The organism is Pseudogracilibacillus sp. SO30301A (assembly GCF_037072025.1).
Lineage (GTDB): Bacteria > Bacillota > Bacilli > Bacillales > Amphibacillaceae > Pseudogracilibacillus.
This window is the reverse complement of sequence record NZ_JAXHDD010000016.1, coordinates 61,196-80,055: the sequence shown is the minus strand read 5'-3', so window position 1 is coordinate 80,055 and position 18,860 is coordinate 61,196. Positions and strand designations below refer to the sequence as shown.

Sequence of the window (18,860 nt, the reverse complement as noted above, 5' to 3'; positions counted from 1 at the left end):
GATGTCGAGTCGATTTCCAAGATGTCGAGTCGATTTCCAAGATGTCGAGTCGATTTCCAAGATGTCGAGTCGATTTCCAAGAAGTCGAGTCAATTTCCAAGATGTCGAGTCAATTTCCAAGATGTCGAGTCAATTTCCAAGAAGTCGAGTCAATTTCCAAGAAGTCGAGTCGATTTCCAAGAAGTCGAGTCGTTTCGCAATATATGAGTTGCGCCCCTGGATATGGAGTAGACTCTTATGTTGGAGTCATACTATTGGAATTATCTATATATTTATTTAATTCCATCGCCATTTGGATTTTTGCTAATAGTACTTGCGCAAAATCAGTAGTTGTAGGTAATGGTAAATTAGTTGTGTTTTTATTATTTGTATTTTCTATTGATTTATAAAAATCTGTATTTATATTATTCATGTGAACGCCCCATTTATATTCTCTTACGTTTAATTGTTTATTTAATCAAGTTACACAGGATAAAACAATCATTGCATCGCTGCAGCTTCTTTTACCCCTTTTTCTAGAGCTTCCAACATCTCTAATTTTTCATTATCATCCGATTGTTTCCAAATAAGTTCAAATAAAACGCCAAGACCAGGTAATAATTTTTCCTCACCATCTTGAATCGCGTCAACGATCGTTGTTTCCAGTTGGTCCCTAGAGTTTTCTTTAATATTGTGCAAAATTGCTTTTCGTAAATTTAGATCCATTTTCATAACTCCTCCTTTATACAGCCAAACGGCTTATCCTACTTTTAGTTTGACCGTTCTTTATTGAAATATGTATGATAGAATTAACCTTAAAAATAGGACTGATAAAGTTGATTACATCAATACAAAATGAACAGGTGAAAAATTGGCGCAAATTGCATAAGCGAAAAAATCGAATGAAAATGAAGCAATTTTTAATTGAAGGGTTTCATTTAATTGAGGAAGCTTTTCATAGTGGGTGGGAAGTTGAAACAGTAATTGTTCAAGAAGGAGTAAACCCTCCTGATTGGATGGCTGAAGACAGCATTAAACTAGTTGATAAGCATGTATTTAAAGAAATTACGCAAACAGAAACTCCTCAAGGAATTGCCGCGATTGTAAACATGCAAGACCTTCCTGTTGAAACAGATACTTATATTTTACTAGTAGATGCTATCCAAGATCCAGGTAATTTAGGTACAATGATAAGAACGGCTGATGCAGCTGGGTTTTCGCAAATTGTCCTTGGTAAAGGAACGGTGGATGTTTATAATGATAAAGTAATTCGTGCTTCTCAAGGTTCGATTTTTCATATTTCGATTGAACAGGCATCTTTACATGAAACAATTACATATTTAAAACAGGAGAATTATACAATATGGGCAAGTGCACTTAGAAATGCTATTAACTTTAATGATGTTGAGAGTGAGGGAAAAGCTGCACTTATAGTAGGAAATGAAGGTGCGGGAATTTCAGATGAGGTTCTAAAGTTAGCAGATAAAGTCGTTAAAGTTCCTATTTATGGAAAGGCTGAATCATTAAATGTAAGCATTGCCGCAGGAATATTAATGTATAAAATGAGAAATTAGTTGCTTATTTTAGAATGCTTGGATATACTAATTTGTAGTTTAAATATGAAAAAAGCGATGACGGAGCCAAGTAACATAAAAGAAAGATCAATTTAGGGAGGAAGTGTCCTAGACTGAAAACATTTCTATTCGATCTAAATGTTACGATTCACTTGACTGGAGCTGACACTTAACCGTGTTCTGGATTTACGTCCATTATCAATCACAAGTTGGATACATTCGTATCAACAAGGGTGGTACCGCGAAAAATAAACCTCGTCCCTTTTTTAGGGAGGGGTTTTTTGTTTTTCAGTGAATTAGCTTGAGATGGCGGAAGAGTTGCTCTAGTCAAGTGAAATTGCTCAAAGCAGAAAGTTGCTCCAGTCTAGAGTGATCTGCTCCAAATTAAGTAAAAAGTTGCTCAAGATAGAAATTAAAGTAGTTCATATTTGAAAAGAAAATACTGCTCATTATTTCATTAATTTGAAGGAGGTTTTTATCATGAAAGAACAATTACAAACGCTTGAAAAAGAAGCGATTGAAAAGGTAAATGGAACAACAAATTTAAAAGAAATCCAAGAAGTTCAAGTGACTTATCTTGGAAGAAAAGGCTCAATTACAGAAGTTTTACGAGGTATGGGTAAGTTATCAAAAGAAGAGAGACCTGTAATCGGTGAGTTAGCAAATAAGGTAAGAACTACGATTCAGTCAGCTATTGATAAGAAAAAAGAAAAGTTGGAACAAGAAGAACTGGAAAAACAGCTTTTAAAGGAAACGATTGATGTTACACTACCGGGACGCCCTGTAAACTTTGGCGGCAAACATATTCTAACTTCGATTATTGAAGAAATTGAGGATTTATTTATCGGGCTTGGATATGAGGTTAGGGAAGGTCCAGAAGTGGAAACAGACTATTTCAATTTCGAAGCACTAAATTTACCTAAGGGCCATCCAGCACGCGATATGCAAGACTCTTTTTATATTACGAATGAATTATTACTTCGTACACATACGTCTCCAGTCCAAGCAAGAACGATGCGCACACTTGATGGGAATGAGCCAATCCGAATGATTTGTCCTGGAAAAGTATATCGTCGTGATAATGATGATGCAACACATTCACATCAGTTTACGCAAATCGAAGGCTTGTATGTGGATAGAAATGTGCGCATGAGTGACTTAAAAGGAACACTAAATTTATTCGCTAAAAAACTATTTGGGGAAGATCGCGAAATCAGATTCCGTCCAAGCTTTTTCCCATTTACAGAGCCCTCCGTTGAAATGGATATCTCTTGTAAAGTTTGTTCAGGGAAAGGTTGTTCTGTTTGTAAACAAACTGGTTGGATTGAAATTTTAGGGTCAGGAATGGTTCATCCTAAAGTGCTTGAAATGGCAGGGTACGATCCGGAAGTATATACGGGGTTTGCTTTTGGAATGGGGCCAGATCGAATTGCCATGTTAAAGTATGGAATAGATGATATAAGACGTTTTTATACAGATGACGTACGTTTTTTAAAACAATTTCACGAAGCTTAGTAAAAGGAGGAATTACAGATGCTCGTATCTTTAAATTGGTTAAAAAATTATGTAGACTTAAACGATCTAACCCCAGAACAGTTGGGAGAAAAAATTACTAAATCAGGAATTGAAGTTGACGGAATTGAATATATCATCAATGAAAAAAGTGAAAACATTGTTGTTGGATATGTAAAAGAATGTGAACAACATCCTAATGCTGATAAATTAAAGCTTTGTCAAGTGGATGTAGGAGATGAAGTTTTACAAATTATTTGTGGGGCAGCGAACGTAGCACAAGGTCAAAAAGTAGTTGTTGCAAAACCTGGTGCAGTGCTCCCAGGAAATTTCAAAATTAAAAAAGTAAAACTCCGTGGTATTGAATCAAATGGAATGATTTGTTCTTTGCAAGAGTTAAGTGTAGGCGAAAGATTTATCGTACCTGCATTTGCTGAGGGAATTGCCGTTCTTCCAGAAGAAGCAGTTGTTGGAGAACCAGTTGACGACTTACTTAATTTAAATGATGCTGTACTCGAATTTGACTTAACACCAAACCGCGCCGATGCGTTAAGTATGTTAGGTGTTGCATATGAAGTCACCGCCATTTTAGGTGAAAAAATCCAACTTCCCGAACCAAAAATTAATCCAATTGCCGAAAATGTGGCAAATTATGTTACTGTTTCAGTTGATGATGAAGAAGCATGTCCGTACTACGGAGCATTTATCATTAAAGATGTAAAAATTAAACCTTCACCACTCTGGATGCAAAATTATTTACTTGCAGCCGGTATTCGTCCGATCAATAACGTCGTTGATATAACGAACTATGTATTACTTGAATATGGTCAACCACTCCATGCATTCGATTATGATTTACTAGATTCAAAGGAAATTTTAGTTAGACGTGCAGTGGATCAAGAAGAAATTGTTACGTTAGATGATCAGACACGTGTGTTATCCAATGAACATTTACTCATTACCAATGGTAAAAAAGGTGTTGCATTAGCTGGAGTAATGGGTGGAGCAAACACGGAAGTATATGAGGAAACAAATACAATTCTACTGGAAGCTGCCTATTTTGATTCGAAAACGATCCGTAAAGCAGTTATGAATACTGGTCTGCGAAGTGAAGCAAGTACTCGTTATGAAAAAGGTGTTGATCCTAATCGAGTAAAAGAAGCAGGTTTACGTGGCTGTGAATTGTTGGAAAAATATGCAGATGGTAAAGTAGTAGAAGGTGTTGCTGAGTTTGATCAGTTAGATCGTAGTGAAAAAGTGGTTGAAATGAATTCTCAAGAAGTAAATAAGCGATTAGGAACAAAAATATCAAATGAAGAAATCGAAGAAATATTAACGAAGTTGCGGTTTACTTTTGAAAGAAAAGATGATGATTTTACCGTTTTTGCCCCAACACGCCGTGGGGATATTACCATTTTTGAAGATATGCTGGAAGAAGTTGCCCGTATTTACGGATATGATTTATTACCATATACATTGCCAGAAAATGCTTCCAAACCAGGAGGTCTAACGAAACAGCAACAATTAAAACGTGATGTTAAAAATTACATGCAAAGTGTTGGTTTATCTGAAGCAATTACTTATTCTTTAACAGATAAAGAACGAGTCCATGAGTTAGTGAGTCCGGATCTACCAAATAATCTACGTCCAGTGGAATTAGCGATGCCAATGAGTGAAGATCATCAGTATTTAAGATTAAGCTTACTTCCAGAATTATTAAATCGCTTGACGTATAATGTAGCGAGAAAACAAGCAAATGTTGCGCTATACGAAGTTGGCTCTGTCTTTTTATCTGAAGAGGAAAAAATAACGAAACAGCCTTTAGAACAACTTCGTTTGGCCGGAGCAATTACTGGTACGTGGGTAGATCATAAATGGCAACAAGAAGTAAAACAGGTTGACTTTTATGTCATAAAAGGGATTGTAGAAGGATTATTCCGCTACTTGAATATGGATGTGACATTTGAACAAGCAGTTGTAAAAGATATGCATCCGGGAAGATGTGCTACAGTCCATGCTGGCGGTAAACAAATTGGATTCCTCGGTCAAGTACATCCAAACATGACAAAAAGACAAGATTTAAAAGAAACGTATGTGTTTGATATTGATATGGAATATATTTTGAAAACGGATCGTCCAGAACTTACGTATGATGTCGTTCCTAAATATCCATCGATCCTGCGTGATATTGCATTTGTAGTAGATGAAAAAGTCATGGCCGGAGAAATTAAAGAAGAAATTGAACGAATTGGTACCCCACTTGTAAAGCGAGTGGAAGCATTTGATGTCTATACTGGTGAAAATATTGGAGACAATGAAAAGTCAATCGCTTATAATATTCATTACCAAGATCCGGAAAAAACGTTGACGGATGATGAGGTGGATGCGTCGTTTAAGAAGATAATTGATGCGGTTAGTGAGAAATTTGGAGCGTATGTGAGGTCGTAGAAAAGAAAATATATGAATGAAAGTCCTTTCTCATTTGTGAGAAGGGATTTTATTTTGGTTGAGAACCTTGATTATAAAGTATATGTAAACCGAGGTAAGAAAAATAATCCCTACCTCGGTAAGTTACTTAATAAACAAAGTGCTAATTTCGTCTTTATTTACTTGGATTGGTGGCCAAGCAGATAAATCAAATGGGAAATCTGAACCAGGGACAACTTGTTTTTCACCGACCATTTTTTTTAAATAATCAATGCTTTTTTCATTCCACAGCACTGTATCATACCAAAAAAGTTTCGCATACTCGGATGGAAAGGCTTTCAAATTAGTCGAAACAGCACCCCACTGTTTAAAACCTTTATCCAACCTTCCTAGTTGATATGGTAAATATCCTCCCCCATGAGCAAACAAAACTTTAATATCGGGATATGTATCCGTAAAACCACTTAATAATAGATCCGTTGCACAAACTGTCGTCTCCCATGGAACACCAATTAAATTGGGCATCATCCTTCTTTTTAAACGGGGGTCTTCAGATAAAAGTGGATGAATAAAAACAATTGCTTTTAATTTGTTTGCCTCTTCAAAAAATGGTATAAAATAATCATCTGATAACATATGTCCCGATATACCTGGACCGATGATGGCACCTTTTAATCCCTCATTCATCGCATCCTGTAATAATTCTGCAGCCTGTTCTGGAGAATTTAAGGGAACTGTTCCAAGTGCAGAAATAATATCAGGGTTCGAATTGCTTAAATTAGCCAGCGCATCGTTATAGACTCTAGACACTTCAGTGGTAATAACAGGATCAAAATCATACATAAAAAGTTGCGGAATTGGAGATGTTACAGCGTGTGTTATTCCCGCATTTTTAAGCTCACTACTGTATTTAGAAAAGTCTATAAAAGCATCTTTTAATTCAAATCCCCATTTTCTATTAATCTCTAAAAATGTATTTTTAGAAGCGTCTTTTTCTATCCATTTTGCATTTACTTTTGTCTTATTTTCTTTTACCCATGACATGATTTCTTCGGGAATAAAATGTGTGTGAAAATCATACATATATCAACCCTCCTGTTATTTCCAATATCCAAGTCGACTAGAAATTTCTTTACTAGCATTGATAGTTTGCTGTGTTATTCCTTTTAATTTTCTATTATCAATTCGTTGTTTTGGTCCAACAACAGATAAGGCAGATACTACTTTCCCGGTATAATCATAAATTGGTGTAGCAATAGAGTTAACACCTTCTGAAAGCTCTTCAAAGCTATAAGCATAGCCATTTTCTTTTATCTTAGCAAGGTGATCTCGAATTTCTTCGGGGTCAGTAATGGTTTGCTCTGTATATTTTTTTAATCCTCGTTCAATTACTGTTTCAAGTACTTTTTCTGGTGCATAAGCAAGTAGTACTTTTCCAGCGCTCGTACAATACAATGGATTCCTTTTTCCAACATGTGTTAGAAAACGTACAGGATGGTTACATTCCACTTTTTGTAAATATATAACCTCATAATTATCCAATACTGAAATATGAGCTGTTTCTCCACTTGTTCTAACAAGCTCATTTAATACCGGAAGCGATTCTTTATAAATGTCCGTATTATTATTAACTATTCCACTTAGTGAAACGATTGCCATTCCGAGTTGATATCGGTTTGTTTCAGGATTTTTAAAGACAAACCCTTCGCTTGCTAATGTCGATAATGTTCTACTGACAGTGCTTTTATTTAACTCAAGTGCTTCTGATAGATCACTAACTCTTTTTTCTGGTTCCTCCATTGAAAAACTTTTTAGAATCCGAAGAGCATTTCGTACTGAAGACAGTTGGTTATCTCTGTTCTCCCTAGTTGACATGTTTATTTCCCCCCTTTTTGTAATGCGATAGAAAATGCATTTTATATATATTAAACAAAATGATTAAAAGTTGTCAATAGAGAAACAATTTTTATAATAATTATTTATTTGTTGCGTTTAAAGCAACAACGGGATTGCAGGCGCAACAACCCTGTGATAATCTTACGCTAAGAACTATTAAAACTTAGCAGGAGGTAACCTTGGTATGGTACAAATTAAAACGAAAGCAATTGATTGTCAGCATTTTATAAATGGACAATTCGTAAGTTCACATAATAACAAAACATTTAATAATATTAACCCAGCGACAGAAGAAGAACTGGGTGTAGTAGCGGAAGGTGGTAAACAGGAAGTTGATTATGCTGTTGCTGCCGCGAAACGAGCATTAGATGGAGCGTGGAGTACAAAGACCTTACAAGAGAGATCCCAAATCTTACGAAAAATTGGAGATTTAATTCTAGAACGTCAAGAAGAGCTTGCACGTTTAGAGTCATTAGATACAGGTAAGCCATTCTCTTTAGCAAATTCAATCGACATTCCACGTGCGGCTTATAACTTTCATTTCTTTGCCGACTACATTACTTCGATTGGAACTGAAGCATATCAACAGGATGACCAAGCCCTTCACTATGCGTATAGAAGGCCTGTTGGTGTAGTAGGAATTATTAAACCTTGGAACTTGCCATTACTTTTACTGACTTGGAAGTTAGCACCATGTTTAGGTATGGGGAATACAGCAGTAATTAAGCCTGCGGAATGGACACCAATGACTGCAACTGTGTTAATGGAAATCATTAAAGAAGCTGGTGTTCCAGACGGAGTGGTAAATTTAGTACATGGATTTGGATCAGATTCGGCAGGTGGAGCAATTGCAGAACATCCGAATATTGATGCAATTTCCTTTATTGGAGAACCAGGAACAGGAACATCAATAATGAAAGCGGCTTCAGATTCATTGAAGAAATTGTCTTATGAGTTAGGTGGAAAAAATCCAAATATTATTTTTGCTGATGCGGATATGGATGAAGTAATTGATACGACGATCAGATCAAGTTTTATAAATCAAGGGGAAGTTTGTTTATGTGGATCTAGAATTTATGTGGAAAGACCTGCTTATGACGAATTTTTAGAAAAGTTTGTTGCTAGAACAAAAGAACTTATAGTTGGGGATCCGTTTAAAGATGAAACGAATGTAGGCGCATTAATAAGCAAGGAACATTATGATCGTGTTAACAGCTATATCGATATTGCGAGAGAAGATGGTGGAACATTTTTAACTGGTGGTAAAAGACCTGAAGGATTGGAGAAGGGTTATTATTTAGAGCCAACAATTATTACAGGGCTGGATCGAAATTCCCGTTGTGTGAGTGAAGAAATTTTTGGACCTGTCGTTACGGTTGTGCCATTTGATATGGAAGAAGAAGTTATTATGCAGGCAAATGATACCCATTATGGATTAAGTGCAACTATATGGACGAATGATTTAAAACGTGGTCATCGCGTTGCACATCAAATTGAAGCTGGAATCATTTGGGTCAACACATGGTTTTTACGCGATTTAAGAACACCATTTGGTGGTATGAAGCATAGCGGAATAGGCCGAACAGGTGGCATGCATAGTTTAGATTTCTATACGGAACTATCTAATATAACGATTAAATTATAAGGAGGTGGATGTAAGTGGCAATTACATTAGGGAACAAACATGAAAAAATTGCTGTTCAATTACTAGAAGCTGAAAGAAATCAGGTTGGGATGAAGCCACTAACTACTATCGATTCAGAGATTTCGGTGGAAGAAGCTTATCACATTCAACTTAAAAATATTGAAGCGAAAACCGAACAGGGGCATAAAATTGTTGGAAAAAAAATTGGGTTAACATCTAAAGCAATGCAAAATTTACTTGGAGTAAATGAACCTGATTATGGTCATCTACTATCGAATATGGTTGTTGAAAATGGAGGTAATGTTCCAAAGAAGGGGATTCTCCAACCGAAAGTAGAAGGTGAAATCGCTTTTATTTTAAAAGAAGATTTAAAAGGACCGAATGTGACGGCAATGGATGTCATTCAGGCTACGGATTATGTTTTACCTGCAATTGAAGTGGTAGATAGTAGAATTACGGATTGGAAAATTCAGCTAGCAGATACAATTGCCGATAATGCATCTTCTGCGTTTTATGTGTTAGGTGGAAAACCGATAAAAATAGAAGATGTAAATCTTGAATTAATCGGTATGGTGTTATCTAAAAATGGAGAAATTGTTAATACTGGTGTCGGAGCGGCTGCGCTTGGGAATCCGATCCAATGTGTTGCATGGCTGGCTAATAGAGTAGCAGATTTTGATATATCCCTCCGTGCAGGTGAAGTTATTTTATCAGGAGCTTTATCAGCAGCAGTGGATGCGCAGGAAGGTGATTCTTTCGTAGCTCGATTTGCACATCTAGGTGAAGTGAGCGTTCGTTTTTAATTAGAAAGGAGAATTTGATGGATAAGGTAAAAGTAGCTATTTTAGGTTCAGGGAATATCGGGACGGATTTAATGATAAAGCTAGGTAGATCAGATGTATTGGAGTTAACAGCGGTGATTGGAATCGATCCACATTCTGATGGTTTAAAAAAGGCAAGGGAAATGGGTCTTACAGTAATAGATAATGGAATTGACGGATTTTTAGAACGACTTGAATTAGCAGATGTTATCTTTGATGCAACATCTGCAAAAGCCCATATCCGACATGCTGAATTACTAAAAGCAGCTGGTAAACAAGTTCTCGATTTAACTCCTGCAGCAATCGGACCAATTGTAATTCCTCCAGTTAATTTAGAGGATCATTTAGAAGCAGATAATATCAATTTAATAACATGCGGAGGGCAAGCAACGATCCCTATCGTTCATGCAGTCAATCAAGTCCAATCTGTGGATTATGCTGAAATCGTTTCAACTATTTCAAGTAAAAGTGCAGGACCTGGAACGAGAGCAAATATTGATGAATTTACCCAAACGACTGCACGGGGCGTTGAAAAGGTAGGAGGAGCTAAAAAAGGAAAAGTAATCATCATATTAAATCCAGCTGAACCTCCAATTTTAATGAGAAACACAATATATATTAATGTTGAGGGACAGAAGGCAAGGGAAGAAATAGTTGAATCCATTAGAAATATGGAAAAACAAATTAAAATGTATGTACCAGGTTATAGATTACGACAAGATCCTATTATCGATGGGACTTCCGTAACCGTATTTATTGAAGTGGAAGGTGCTGGAGATTATTTACCGGTATACGCTGGGAATTTGGATATTATGACAGCGGCTTCCGTAAAAGTGGCAGAAGAATGGGCGCGGCATAGACTTTCGGGAAGGATAGGAGTTGAGCTAACGAATGGCTGATGAACGAGATGTGTTAATTACTGAAGTAGCACTTAGAGATGGAAGTCATGCAATAAGACATCAATATACAGTTGAACAAGTTACAAATATCGTAACAGCTTTAGATGAAGCGAATGTACCTTATATTGAGGTCGCGCATGGAGATGGACTTGGCGGTTCGTCTATTCAATACGGTTTCTCATTAACAGATGAGCTAAAATTGATTGAAGCTGCGGTGTCGACTGCTAAGCAAGCAAAAATCTCTGTACTCCTCTTACCGGGAATAGGTACGATGCCTGATTTAAAAGAAGCAGCAAATTTAGGTGCAAAGATGGCTCGAGTAGCGACTCACGTAACAGAAGCCGATGTTGCTCAACAGCACATTGCTTTATCAAAAGAACTTGGACTTGAGACAGTAGGATTTTTAATGATGTCTCATATGGCACCTGCCGAAGAACTTGTGGAACAAGCAAAATTAATGGAAAGCTATGGTGCTGATACGGTCTATGTAGTTGATTCTGCAGGGGCAATGTTGCCACATGAAGTAAGAGAAAAAATTAGAGCAATGAAAGATAGTTTGTCTGTCAATGTTGGATTTCATGCTCATAATAATTTGTCATTGGCTATGGCTAATACACTTGTTGCAATTGAAGAAGGCGCAACCCGAATTGATGGCAGTATTCGTTGCCTAGGAGCTGGTGCCGGTAATACGCAAACGGAGGTACTTGTAGCAGTTCTGGATAAATTAAACATTAAAACAGGAATCGATGTATTTAAAACAATGGACGTAGCCGAGGAGTTGGTTGCTCCGATTTTGGAGAAGCCACAAGAAATTACAAAAGATAGCCTAGTCCTTGGTTATGCAGGTGTCTATTCAAGTTTCTTGCTCCATGCACAAAAAGCGGCACAAAAATTTGGTGTGGATTCCCGATCCATCTTAGTTGAATTAGGAAAACGAAAAGTTGTAGGTGGTCAAGAGGACATGATTGTAGATGTTGCAGCTGAGCTTTCTAAGTCAAATGTCGAAGTTTAACCGAAGGGGGAAGTTGTGTGGAAACGAAAATGGTAAAAGAGTTTGCCAGTTATTTAGTTGCTGGTGAAATAGAAAAAAGAGAAGTAAGAAAAGTGACAGCTGAACTTAAGCCTGATTTAACAGTTGAAGAAGGATATGTTATTCAAGAGGAAATTGTTAACATGAAACTTTCAGAGGGTCATAAAATTGTTGGACCAAAAATGGGCTTAACAAGTCAGGCAAAGATGCAACAAATGGGTGTCAATGAACCTATTTATGGATACGTTTTCGATTATATGTTGATTGATAATGGAGGAAAAGTATCACTTAATGATTTAATCCACCCTAAAGTTGAAGCAGAGATTGCTTTTGTTATCGGAGAAGATATTGAAGGACCAGGGATAACGGGAGCTCAAGTTTTAGCCGACACCGAAGCAGTTATACCAGCACTTGAAATTATTGATAGTCGTTTTGAAAACTTTGATTTTACACTTTCTGATGTCGTTGCCGATAATGCATCTACTTCAAGAGTTGTTTTTGGAACGAATCTTACAAAACCTGAATTGGTAGATTTGGATTTGGTCGGCGCAACATTATCTATTAATGGTGAAATTAAAGATCTTGGAGCAGGAGCAGCCGTACTAGGACATCCCGCAAATGCGATTGCAATGCTTGTTAATATGTTAGCGAGAAAAGGAGATAAAGTAAGGAAGGGAGATGTTATTTTATCCGGAGCATTAACTGGAGCAGTCTTACTTGAAAAAGATGATGTTGTTATTGGGAAGTTTGATGGTCTTGGTGATGTTTCTTTTAGAGTAACGGATTAATTAGAGTTTAAATAAATTAGTATTGGAAGGGAGAAGAGACATGCCAATAATTCATGTTAATTTAATAGAGGGAAGACCTGCTGAAAAAGTAGCAAAATTAATTGAAAATATTACTGAAGTAACAGTAGAAACGTTAGATGCTCCCCGAGAAAGTGTAAGAGTAATAGTAAATGAGATTCCAGGATCACATTGGGGCATAGCAGGGAAACCAATGTCTAAAGAGAAATGAATTTCAAAATTGGTTCTGATTTAATGGAAAATGATTAACATACAAAACGAGTTGTCTTAAATGTAAATAATTTTATTATGTTGCGTATAAAGAAAAAACTGTTTGTTATGAAAGCGCTTTGATGATAATATATGATTATTAAAAAGGTGTTATACCTGAAGTGTTCTAAATAAAGTGATATTTAAACTTACTTATGTAGTTAATATAACATTAATACTAATTTTAAAGGAGAGTAAAAAATGACAAAAGTTTTTTATGAAATGATGGATGAGCAAACTGCTGAAAAGGAATTGGAAAAAAGAATAAGAAGTGTAGCACATATAGGACATGTAGAAATAAGTGTTTCTGATATTGACAAATCGTTGTGGTTTTATACTGAAGTACTAGGACTAGTTCTCACAGAAAAAGATGGAGACAAAGCATATTTACGAGCTTGGCAGGATTTTGACCATCATACATTAGTATTGCAAGAATCAAATAAGTCTGAATTAATAAGTGTTGGCTGGAGGGTTGAATCACAATATTCATTATATGTTTTTGAAAAACAATTAAAACAAATGAATATTAACTTTGAATGGGTTCAAGGAGGTCAGAAAAAAGCATTAGGTGATGCTATTCATTTCAAAACTCCTTCAGGTATTCCAATCGAATTATATTGGGACAAGGAATTGTACAAAGCTACAGATTCCAATATGATATCTAAGTTACCAAGCCATCCAAGTAAATATACGGGTAAAGGAGCTGCACCTCGTCGGTTTGACCACGTAAATATGATGGTCAACGACGTCGCCCAAGAACAAAAATGGTGGACAAATATGTTAGGAATTCATCATCGCTACTTTATTCAAAATAAGGAAGATGTACGCTTAGGTTCTTGGTTAAGTAGAACTAATGTATCACATGAAGTGGCATTAATGCGTAATTCGAACCAGACGGGGGCGAAGTTACATCATTTAGCTTACTATCTAGACTCGCCGGATGAGTTAATCAGAGCTTCAAATTTAATGGCTGAAAATGGAATTGAAATAGAATGGGGACCAGGAAAACATGGAACAAGTGGTGCACAGTTTATCTACGTATTTGAACCTTCAGGTCATCGGGTTGAAATATGGACAGGAGGATTTTTAATTTTTTCACCAGATTGGAAGGCAATCGAATGGGGTTCTGAAGTTGGTGATTTAGGATTGGATATGTGGGGAAGCAAAGCGCCAAAAACATACTTTACTTACGGTACTGAAATATACTAAGTAGATTGAATGTTTAAATAACAAATAGAAAGGAGATTTTCAGGTTTGACAAAAAAATTACGGGTTGATTTTCATACACATATTATTTCTGAAGATTTCCCGGATCTGGCAGCAAAATATAAGGATGACCGATTTCCAATATTTCAAAGGAACTGTAGCTGTGGTGCAGAAATACTAGTACAAGGAAAAACGTTCAGAAAAATAACCGACCAAGCATGGGATCCTGAAAAACGTTTAGAAGATATGGATAACGAAGGTGTGGATATTCAAATTCTATCACCAATTCCTGTAACCTTATCATATTGGTCGGATCCCAAAGCTGGCTTAGAACTTGCAAAGTATCAGAATGATTTTATTGCTTCAGTGACAAAAAAGTATCCCAACAGATTTATTGGAATGGGAACGGTTCCATTACAGGACACACATTTAGCGATTTCTGAAATGGAAAGAGCAGTAAAGGAACTCAAATTAAAAGGAATCCAGATAGGTTCCAACGTTAATGGCTTGAATCTGAATGACAGTACTTTATACCAATTCTTTGAAGCTGCTGAAGAAATGAATGTTCCTCTTTTTGTACATCCCTGGGCAACTTTGGGAAGGGAGAGATTGCATAACTTCAATTCCATGTACACAATAGGAATGCCATCTGAAACAGCACTTGCAGCTGGGAGCATAATTATGAGTGGGATACTGGACAAGCTTCCAAACTTGAAAGTGTGCTTTGCTCACGGGGGCGGTTCACTGCCATATATTCTCCCAAGAATGGATAAGGGATGGGAAGTTTGGCCAGAAACACGAAAAATCGTAAAGTCTCCAAGCTATTATGCTAAGAAGTTATATTATGACTCACTGGTATATGATCCAAATAATTTAAAATTCATGGTCGAACGCTTTGGATCAAGACAGATTATTGCTGGTTCCGATTATCCTTTTTTGCTGCGTGAGAAACCAGTAGGTAAAGTGATTGATAATCTACAAGGTATTTCAAAAGCGGATGCAGAATTAATACTTGGACATAATGCACTGGATTTTCTCGGCTTACGTGAATTGATATAAATATAATCACTTAATATTTTTACGAAGAGGAGAGTTATATGAAAAATTCAAATATGTTGTTTGTTATGATTCTGATGTTAACTGCACTTTTTCTAAGTGCATGTGGTGATAAAAATTCACAACCAAGTGCTTCTAGTGATAACAATGCCGTAACTAATACTTCTGAGGGGGATGGAGATACATATGAATTTAAAATAACATATGTTACCCAGACCGGTCATAACTGGCATAAATTTGCAGAAAAATTTAAAGATGAATTAGACCAGCGTTCTGATGGCAGAATGAATCTTGAGCTTTATCCTGCTGCTCAGCTAGGACCTGAAGCTGATATGGTTCAACAGATGGCAAACGGTTCATTGGATTTTGCTTTATTGACCGTACCATATCTGAGCACACGAATTGAAGAATTTGATGCCTGGAATATGCCATTCTTATTTGAGAATTTAGAAGAAGGGATTCAAGCTGCAGAGACAGAGCCAGCTCAAAAAATGCTTAAGTTACTAGAAGAACAGGGACTTAAAGGAATTGGTTATTTGCATACAGGAACACATAGCTTAATCATGAAAGATGCTGAGATAAACACAATCGAAGATGTTAATGGAAAAAAGCTAAGATTTACTGGTGGAGCTTCTGTACTTGGATTTTGGGAAGATCTTGGAGCAAGTCCAATTGCAATGGGACTTCCTGAAGTATATAACGCACTGCAAACAGGTGTAATAGATGGGGTATCTGTCGATACAAATGCAACATTATCAGAGAAATATCACGAAATATCTGAAGGTTATGTACTGACGAAGCATATGGTATTCGGTGGAGTACTTGCTGCGAGTCTAACAAATTATGAAAATATGCCTGAAAGCGATCGAAAAATTATTGATGAAGCTATGGCGGCAGCACTTGAGTGGGGGAATGAACAGCTCGTAATTAATGATGTGGAAGACTTAAAGGAAGTTTCGGAACTACTAAATGTTACCGAACTAGATAACCGTGATGAATTCGTTGAGGCAGCGCAAGAAGTCCATGAAGAGTATGCGAAAAAGAACGAATTAATTAAGGAATTTATTGATGTGGTAAAAGGAAATTAATTTTATCTAGAGGTTGTTTAAACTAAATACAGAAAGCAACCTCTTTATATTTTTTATGGAGGTTTATTTATGGCAGGAAAATTAAAAGGAAAGACCGCATTTGTGACCGGTGCTTCAAGCGGCTTAGGTCTAGCAGATGTCATTGAATTTGTAAAAGAAGATGCAGAAACAGTGATTATGGTAAGTAGAAATCCAAAAAAATTACAAGAAGTCGCAATGATTGCAAGTGAATATGGTAATTCAAGGATATTGACTTATCAGCTTGATGTAGCAAGAGAGGATGACTGGAGAAAAGTAACAGAATTATTAAATGACAAAGTAGATAAATTGGATGTATTAGTCAACAATGCCGGGATAAATAAGCGTGATTCTTTTCGAGACTGTACACTCAAGGATTGGAACCGAATTATTTCTATCAATCAAACAAGTGTGTTTCTTGGAATGAAATATTGTCTTGATTTATTAAAAAAATCGAATAACGCTTCAATTATTAATTTGTCTTCTATAACAGGTCTTACAGGGTATTTTGCAGTGGCATATACAGCTTCTAAGTGGGCAGTGAGAGGGATGACCAAATCAGCCGCAATGGAATTTGGAAAATTTGGCATTCGGGTAAACTCGATTCACCCAGGCTTCATTAACACTCCATTGAATGAGTCAATTAAGGATTTAATTGATGCAACTAAAGGAATGAATCCGCTGGGAAGAGCTGGTGAATCGATGGAAATTGCCAAGGCAGTGACGTTTCTTGCTTCCGATGACTCCTCGTATATGACCGGTGCTGAATTAGTTCTTGATGGAGGTTTGACATCTGGAGGGCAATTTAAAATAATTGCTGACCAATTTAATATTTACTAAAGGTGGAGGATGATAATGAAATTTTCACAAACTATAAGTGACAGTGTTTTCAGTTTAGAAAAAGGATTGGTTGTTATTTTGATACCAGCTATGCTCCTTGCAATGGTATTTGATATCTTTTTTAGATACTTTCTGAATTCGCCATTGGTATGGGCACAGGAAATAGCATTATATACTTTTGTATGGTCTAGCTTTCTTGGAGCAAGTATGAGTATCAAGGTGAAGGAGGCAGTAGCTGTAACACTGTTTATTGATAAAATGCCATCAAAAATAAGAAATGTACTGATTTTGGTCGGTTTAATTGCATCGACTATATTTGCTATTTACATTTTTTATTTATCTATTACTTGGATTATGGATCCAAGTATTCTATTACAAAAAACGATTACAACACAAATTCCGATTGTTTATATGTATTTGAGTATTCCAATTAGTTTACTATTTATGTCTGTACATTTTATTCATTGGTTTATTGAAGCAATTCGGATTTCCAAGGATGGGAAGGTGATTACATGACAATGACATTAGTTATTTTTGCTATTTTACTTTTTGTTAGAGTTCCAATAGCAATTGTTCTTGGAGTTTCTGGCATCATTCTTTTATTTGTAAACGGGAATGAAGATATGATTATGAATACGCCCCAGCGGTTATTCTCATCATTGGAAAGTTATAGTTTACTGGCAATACCTTTATTTATGCTTGCTGGTGAGATTATGAATTCTGGAGGGATTACTAAGCGTCTGATAGACTTTGCCCAAAAGTTTGTAGGTCACTTTAGAGGTGGATTAGCCTATGTAAATATTGTTGCAAATACATTTCTAGCTTCTATTATTGGTTCAGCGGCTGCACAAATTGCAATGATGACAAAGGTTATGGTCCCCGCAATGGAAAAGGAAGGATATAAGCGTGAATTTGGTGCTGCTACTACGGCTGCTGCTGGTATGCTCGGACCAATTATTCCTCCTAGTATGCTTTTTATTATTTACGGGGCGACTTCTGGTTCGTCAATTGGAGATATGTTTCTTGCGGGAATCATCCCTGGAATTTTAATATCGGTTGCTTTTATTCTATTGGTTGCCTATATCGGATATAAGCAAAGTTTTCCTTCAAAAATGAAAGCCTCCTGGAAAGAAAGAGGTAAATCTTCCCTTCAGGTAATTCCGGCTTTATTAGTGCCAGGTGTTTTAATTTGGGGAATTATCACTGGTGTTTTTACTCCGACAGAATCGGCAGGTATCGCATGCGTCATAGCGTTAATAGTAAGTTACTTCTTTTATAGAGATTTTCGTTTAAAAGAATTGCCTGGAATTATGATAAATACTGCAATTTCAACTGCAATTGTAACGCTACTCATTGCGATGGCGAGTGTTCTTGGTTGGGCAATGACATTTGAAAGAGTTCCTCAGACAATAGCTGAATGGATGACAACAATTACGAGTAATCCAATTGTGTTCTTAATTCTAGTAAATATCTTATTATTGCTTCTAGGTATGGTAGTTGAGGGTATTGCCTTAATTATTATTTTGACACCAATTTTCGTTCCAATATTGCCATCTTTTGGTATTGATCCTATTCATTTTGGTGTGCTGATTTGCTTAAATGTTACGATTGGTATACTGACTCCACCGGTAGGATCAGGTCTATTTTTAGCAACATCTTTGGGAAAAGTTTCAATAGAATCTTTTGTAAAAGCGGTGTGGCCGTTTGTTGTGGCAGCTATCATTGTCTTGCTACTTGTTACATTTATTCCACAGTTGACATTATGGATACCATCACTAATTGAATAAAAAATGGTTAATATTAAGGGGGTTTAA

General features: G+C 36.4%; 19 protein-coding genes. 16 read left to right on the top strand and 3 right to left on the bottom strand.

All coding sequences use genetic code 11. From position 1 onward, the window contains the following. On the top strand, window positions 1-389 hold a 389-nt coding region (locus tag SPD89_RS10125), incomplete at its 5' end, for a hypothetical protein (RefSeq protein ID WP_336261831.1). 91 nt (window positions 390-480) lie between these two features. Here SPD89_RS10125 and sspI read toward each other — a convergent pair. Further along, window positions 481-705, bottom strand: a complete 225-nt coding sequence (gene sspI, locus SPD89_RS10120; protein ID WP_336261830.1) for a small acid-soluble spore protein SspI — start codon at window positions 703-705, stop codon at window positions 481-483. Window positions 706-815: 110 nt separating this feature from the next. On the opposite strand from sspI, the gene SPD89_RS10115 reads away from it, so the two are divergent. The 3 genes from SPD89_RS10115 to pheT all read left to right on the top strand — a co-directional run bounded on the left by SPD89_RS10115 (window position 816) and on the right by pheT (window position 5,513). Beyond that, on the top strand, window positions 816-1,553 hold the full coding sequence (locus tag SPD89_RS10115) for a TrmH family RNA methyltransferase (RefSeq protein WP_336261829.1): 738 nt from the start codon (window positions 816-818) through the stop codon (window positions 1,551-1,553). 480 nt (window positions 1,554-2,033) lie between these two features. Then, window positions 2,034-3,068: a phenylalanine--tRNA ligase subunit alpha gene (pheS, locus tag SPD89_RS10110; RefSeq protein WP_336261828.1), complete on the top strand. Its 1,035-nt coding sequence runs from the start codon at window positions 2,034-2,036 to the stop codon at window positions 3,066-3,068. 18 nt (window positions 3,069-3,086) lie between these two features. Then, window positions 3,087-5,513, top strand: coding sequence for a phenylalanine--tRNA ligase subunit beta (gene pheT, locus SPD89_RS10105; RefSeq protein WP_336261827.1), 2,427 nt, complete (start codon window positions 3,087-3,089; stop codon window positions 5,511-5,513). 123 nt (window positions 5,514-5,636) lie between these two features. Here pheT and SPD89_RS10100 read toward each other — a convergent pair whose 3' ends face one another. Together SPD89_RS10100 and SPD89_RS10095 are read right to left on the bottom strand one after the other, a co-directional pair. Beyond that, window positions 5,637-6,575, bottom strand: a complete 939-nt coding sequence (locus SPD89_RS10100; RefSeq protein ID WP_336261826.1) for an amidohydrolase family protein — start codon at window positions 6,573-6,575, stop codon at window positions 5,637-5,639. Window positions 6,576-6,590: 15 nt separating this feature from the next. Beyond that, on the bottom strand, window positions 6,591-7,367 hold the full coding sequence (locus tag SPD89_RS10095; protein WP_336261825.1) for an IclR family transcriptional regulator: 777 nt from the start codon (window positions 7,365-7,367) through the stop codon (window positions 6,591-6,593). Between the two features lie 205 nt (window positions 7,368-7,572). Here SPD89_RS10095 and SPD89_RS10090 point away from each other — a divergent pair, with 205 nt between their 5' ends. From SPD89_RS10090 to SPD89_RS10035, 12 genes are all read left to right on the top strand, one after another. After that, on the top strand, window positions 7,573-9,033 hold the full coding sequence (locus SPD89_RS10090; RefSeq protein ID WP_336261824.1) for an aldehyde dehydrogenase: 1,461 nt from the start codon (window positions 7,573-7,575) through the stop codon (window positions 9,031-9,033). Between the two features lie 89 nt (window positions 9,034-9,122). Then, window positions 9,123-9,836, top strand: a complete 714-nt coding sequence (locus tag SPD89_RS10085; RefSeq protein ID WP_336261832.1) for a 2-keto-4-pentenoate hydratase — start codon at window positions 9,123-9,125, stop codon at window positions 9,834-9,836. Window positions 9,837-9,853: 17 nt separating this feature from the next. Next, entirely contained in the window at window positions 9,854-10,753 is a 900-nt protein-coding gene (locus tag SPD89_RS10080; RefSeq protein WP_336261823.1) for an acetaldehyde dehydrogenase (acetylating), read from the top strand. Then, window positions 10,746-11,765 carry a 4-hydroxy-2-oxovalerate aldolase gene (dmpG, locus tag SPD89_RS10075; protein WP_336261822.1) on the top strand — a complete coding sequence of 340 codons (1,020 nt, stop codon included), beginning with the start codon at window positions 10,746-10,748 and terminating at the stop codon, window positions 11,763-11,765. The genes SPD89_RS10080 and dmpG overlap by 8 nt, the downstream gene beginning before the upstream one ends. Window positions 11,766-11,794: 29 nt before the next feature. After that, a complete protein-coding gene (locus tag SPD89_RS10070; RefSeq protein ID WP_442961117.1) occupies window positions 11,795-12,571 on the top strand; it encodes a 2-keto-4-pentenoate hydratase in 777 nt (258 codons plus the stop codon). A gap of 40 nt (window positions 12,572-12,611) precedes the next feature. Further along, the gene (locus SPD89_RS10065) at window positions 12,612-12,800 is read left to right on the top strand and encodes a 4-oxalocrotonate tautomerase (protein WP_336261820.1); all 189 of its coding nucleotides are present in this window, start codon (window positions 12,612-12,614) and stop codon (window positions 12,798-12,800) included. A gap of 239 nt (window positions 12,801-13,039) precedes the next feature. Continuing rightward, window positions 13,040-14,047, top strand: coding sequence for a VOC family protein (locus SPD89_RS10060; protein ID WP_336261819.1), 1,008 nt, complete (start codon window positions 13,040-13,042; stop codon window positions 14,045-14,047). A 45-nt stretch (window positions 14,048-14,092) separates the two neighbouring features. Further along, complete coding sequence (locus SPD89_RS10055; RefSeq protein ID WP_336261818.1) at window positions 14,093-15,103, top strand: amidohydrolase family protein; 1,011 nt, start codon at window positions 14,093-14,095, stop codon at window positions 15,101-15,103. Window positions 15,104-15,141: 38 nt separating this feature from the next. Then, a complete protein-coding gene (locus SPD89_RS10050) occupies window positions 15,142-16,188 on the top strand; it encodes a TRAP transporter substrate-binding protein (RefSeq protein WP_336261817.1) in 1,047 nt (348 codons plus the stop codon). A gap of 69 nt (window positions 16,189-16,257) precedes the next feature. Continuing rightward, window positions 16,258-17,046: an SDR family NAD(P)-dependent oxidoreductase gene (locus SPD89_RS10045; protein ID WP_336261816.1), complete on the top strand. Its 789-nt coding sequence runs from the start codon at window positions 16,258-16,260 to the stop codon at window positions 17,044-17,046. Between the two features lie 15 nt (window positions 17,047-17,061). Then, on the top strand, window positions 17,062-17,562 hold the full coding sequence (locus tag SPD89_RS10040; protein WP_336261815.1) for a TRAP transporter small permease: 501 nt from the start codon (window positions 17,062-17,064) through the stop codon (window positions 17,560-17,562). Further along, entirely contained in the window at window positions 17,559-18,833 is a 1,275-nt protein-coding gene (locus SPD89_RS10035; RefSeq protein ID WP_336261814.1) for a TRAP transporter large permease, read from the top strand. Before SPD89_RS10040 ends, SPD89_RS10035 begins: the two co-directional genes overlap by 4 nt. Window positions 18,834-18,860: the final 27 nt, after the last annotated feature.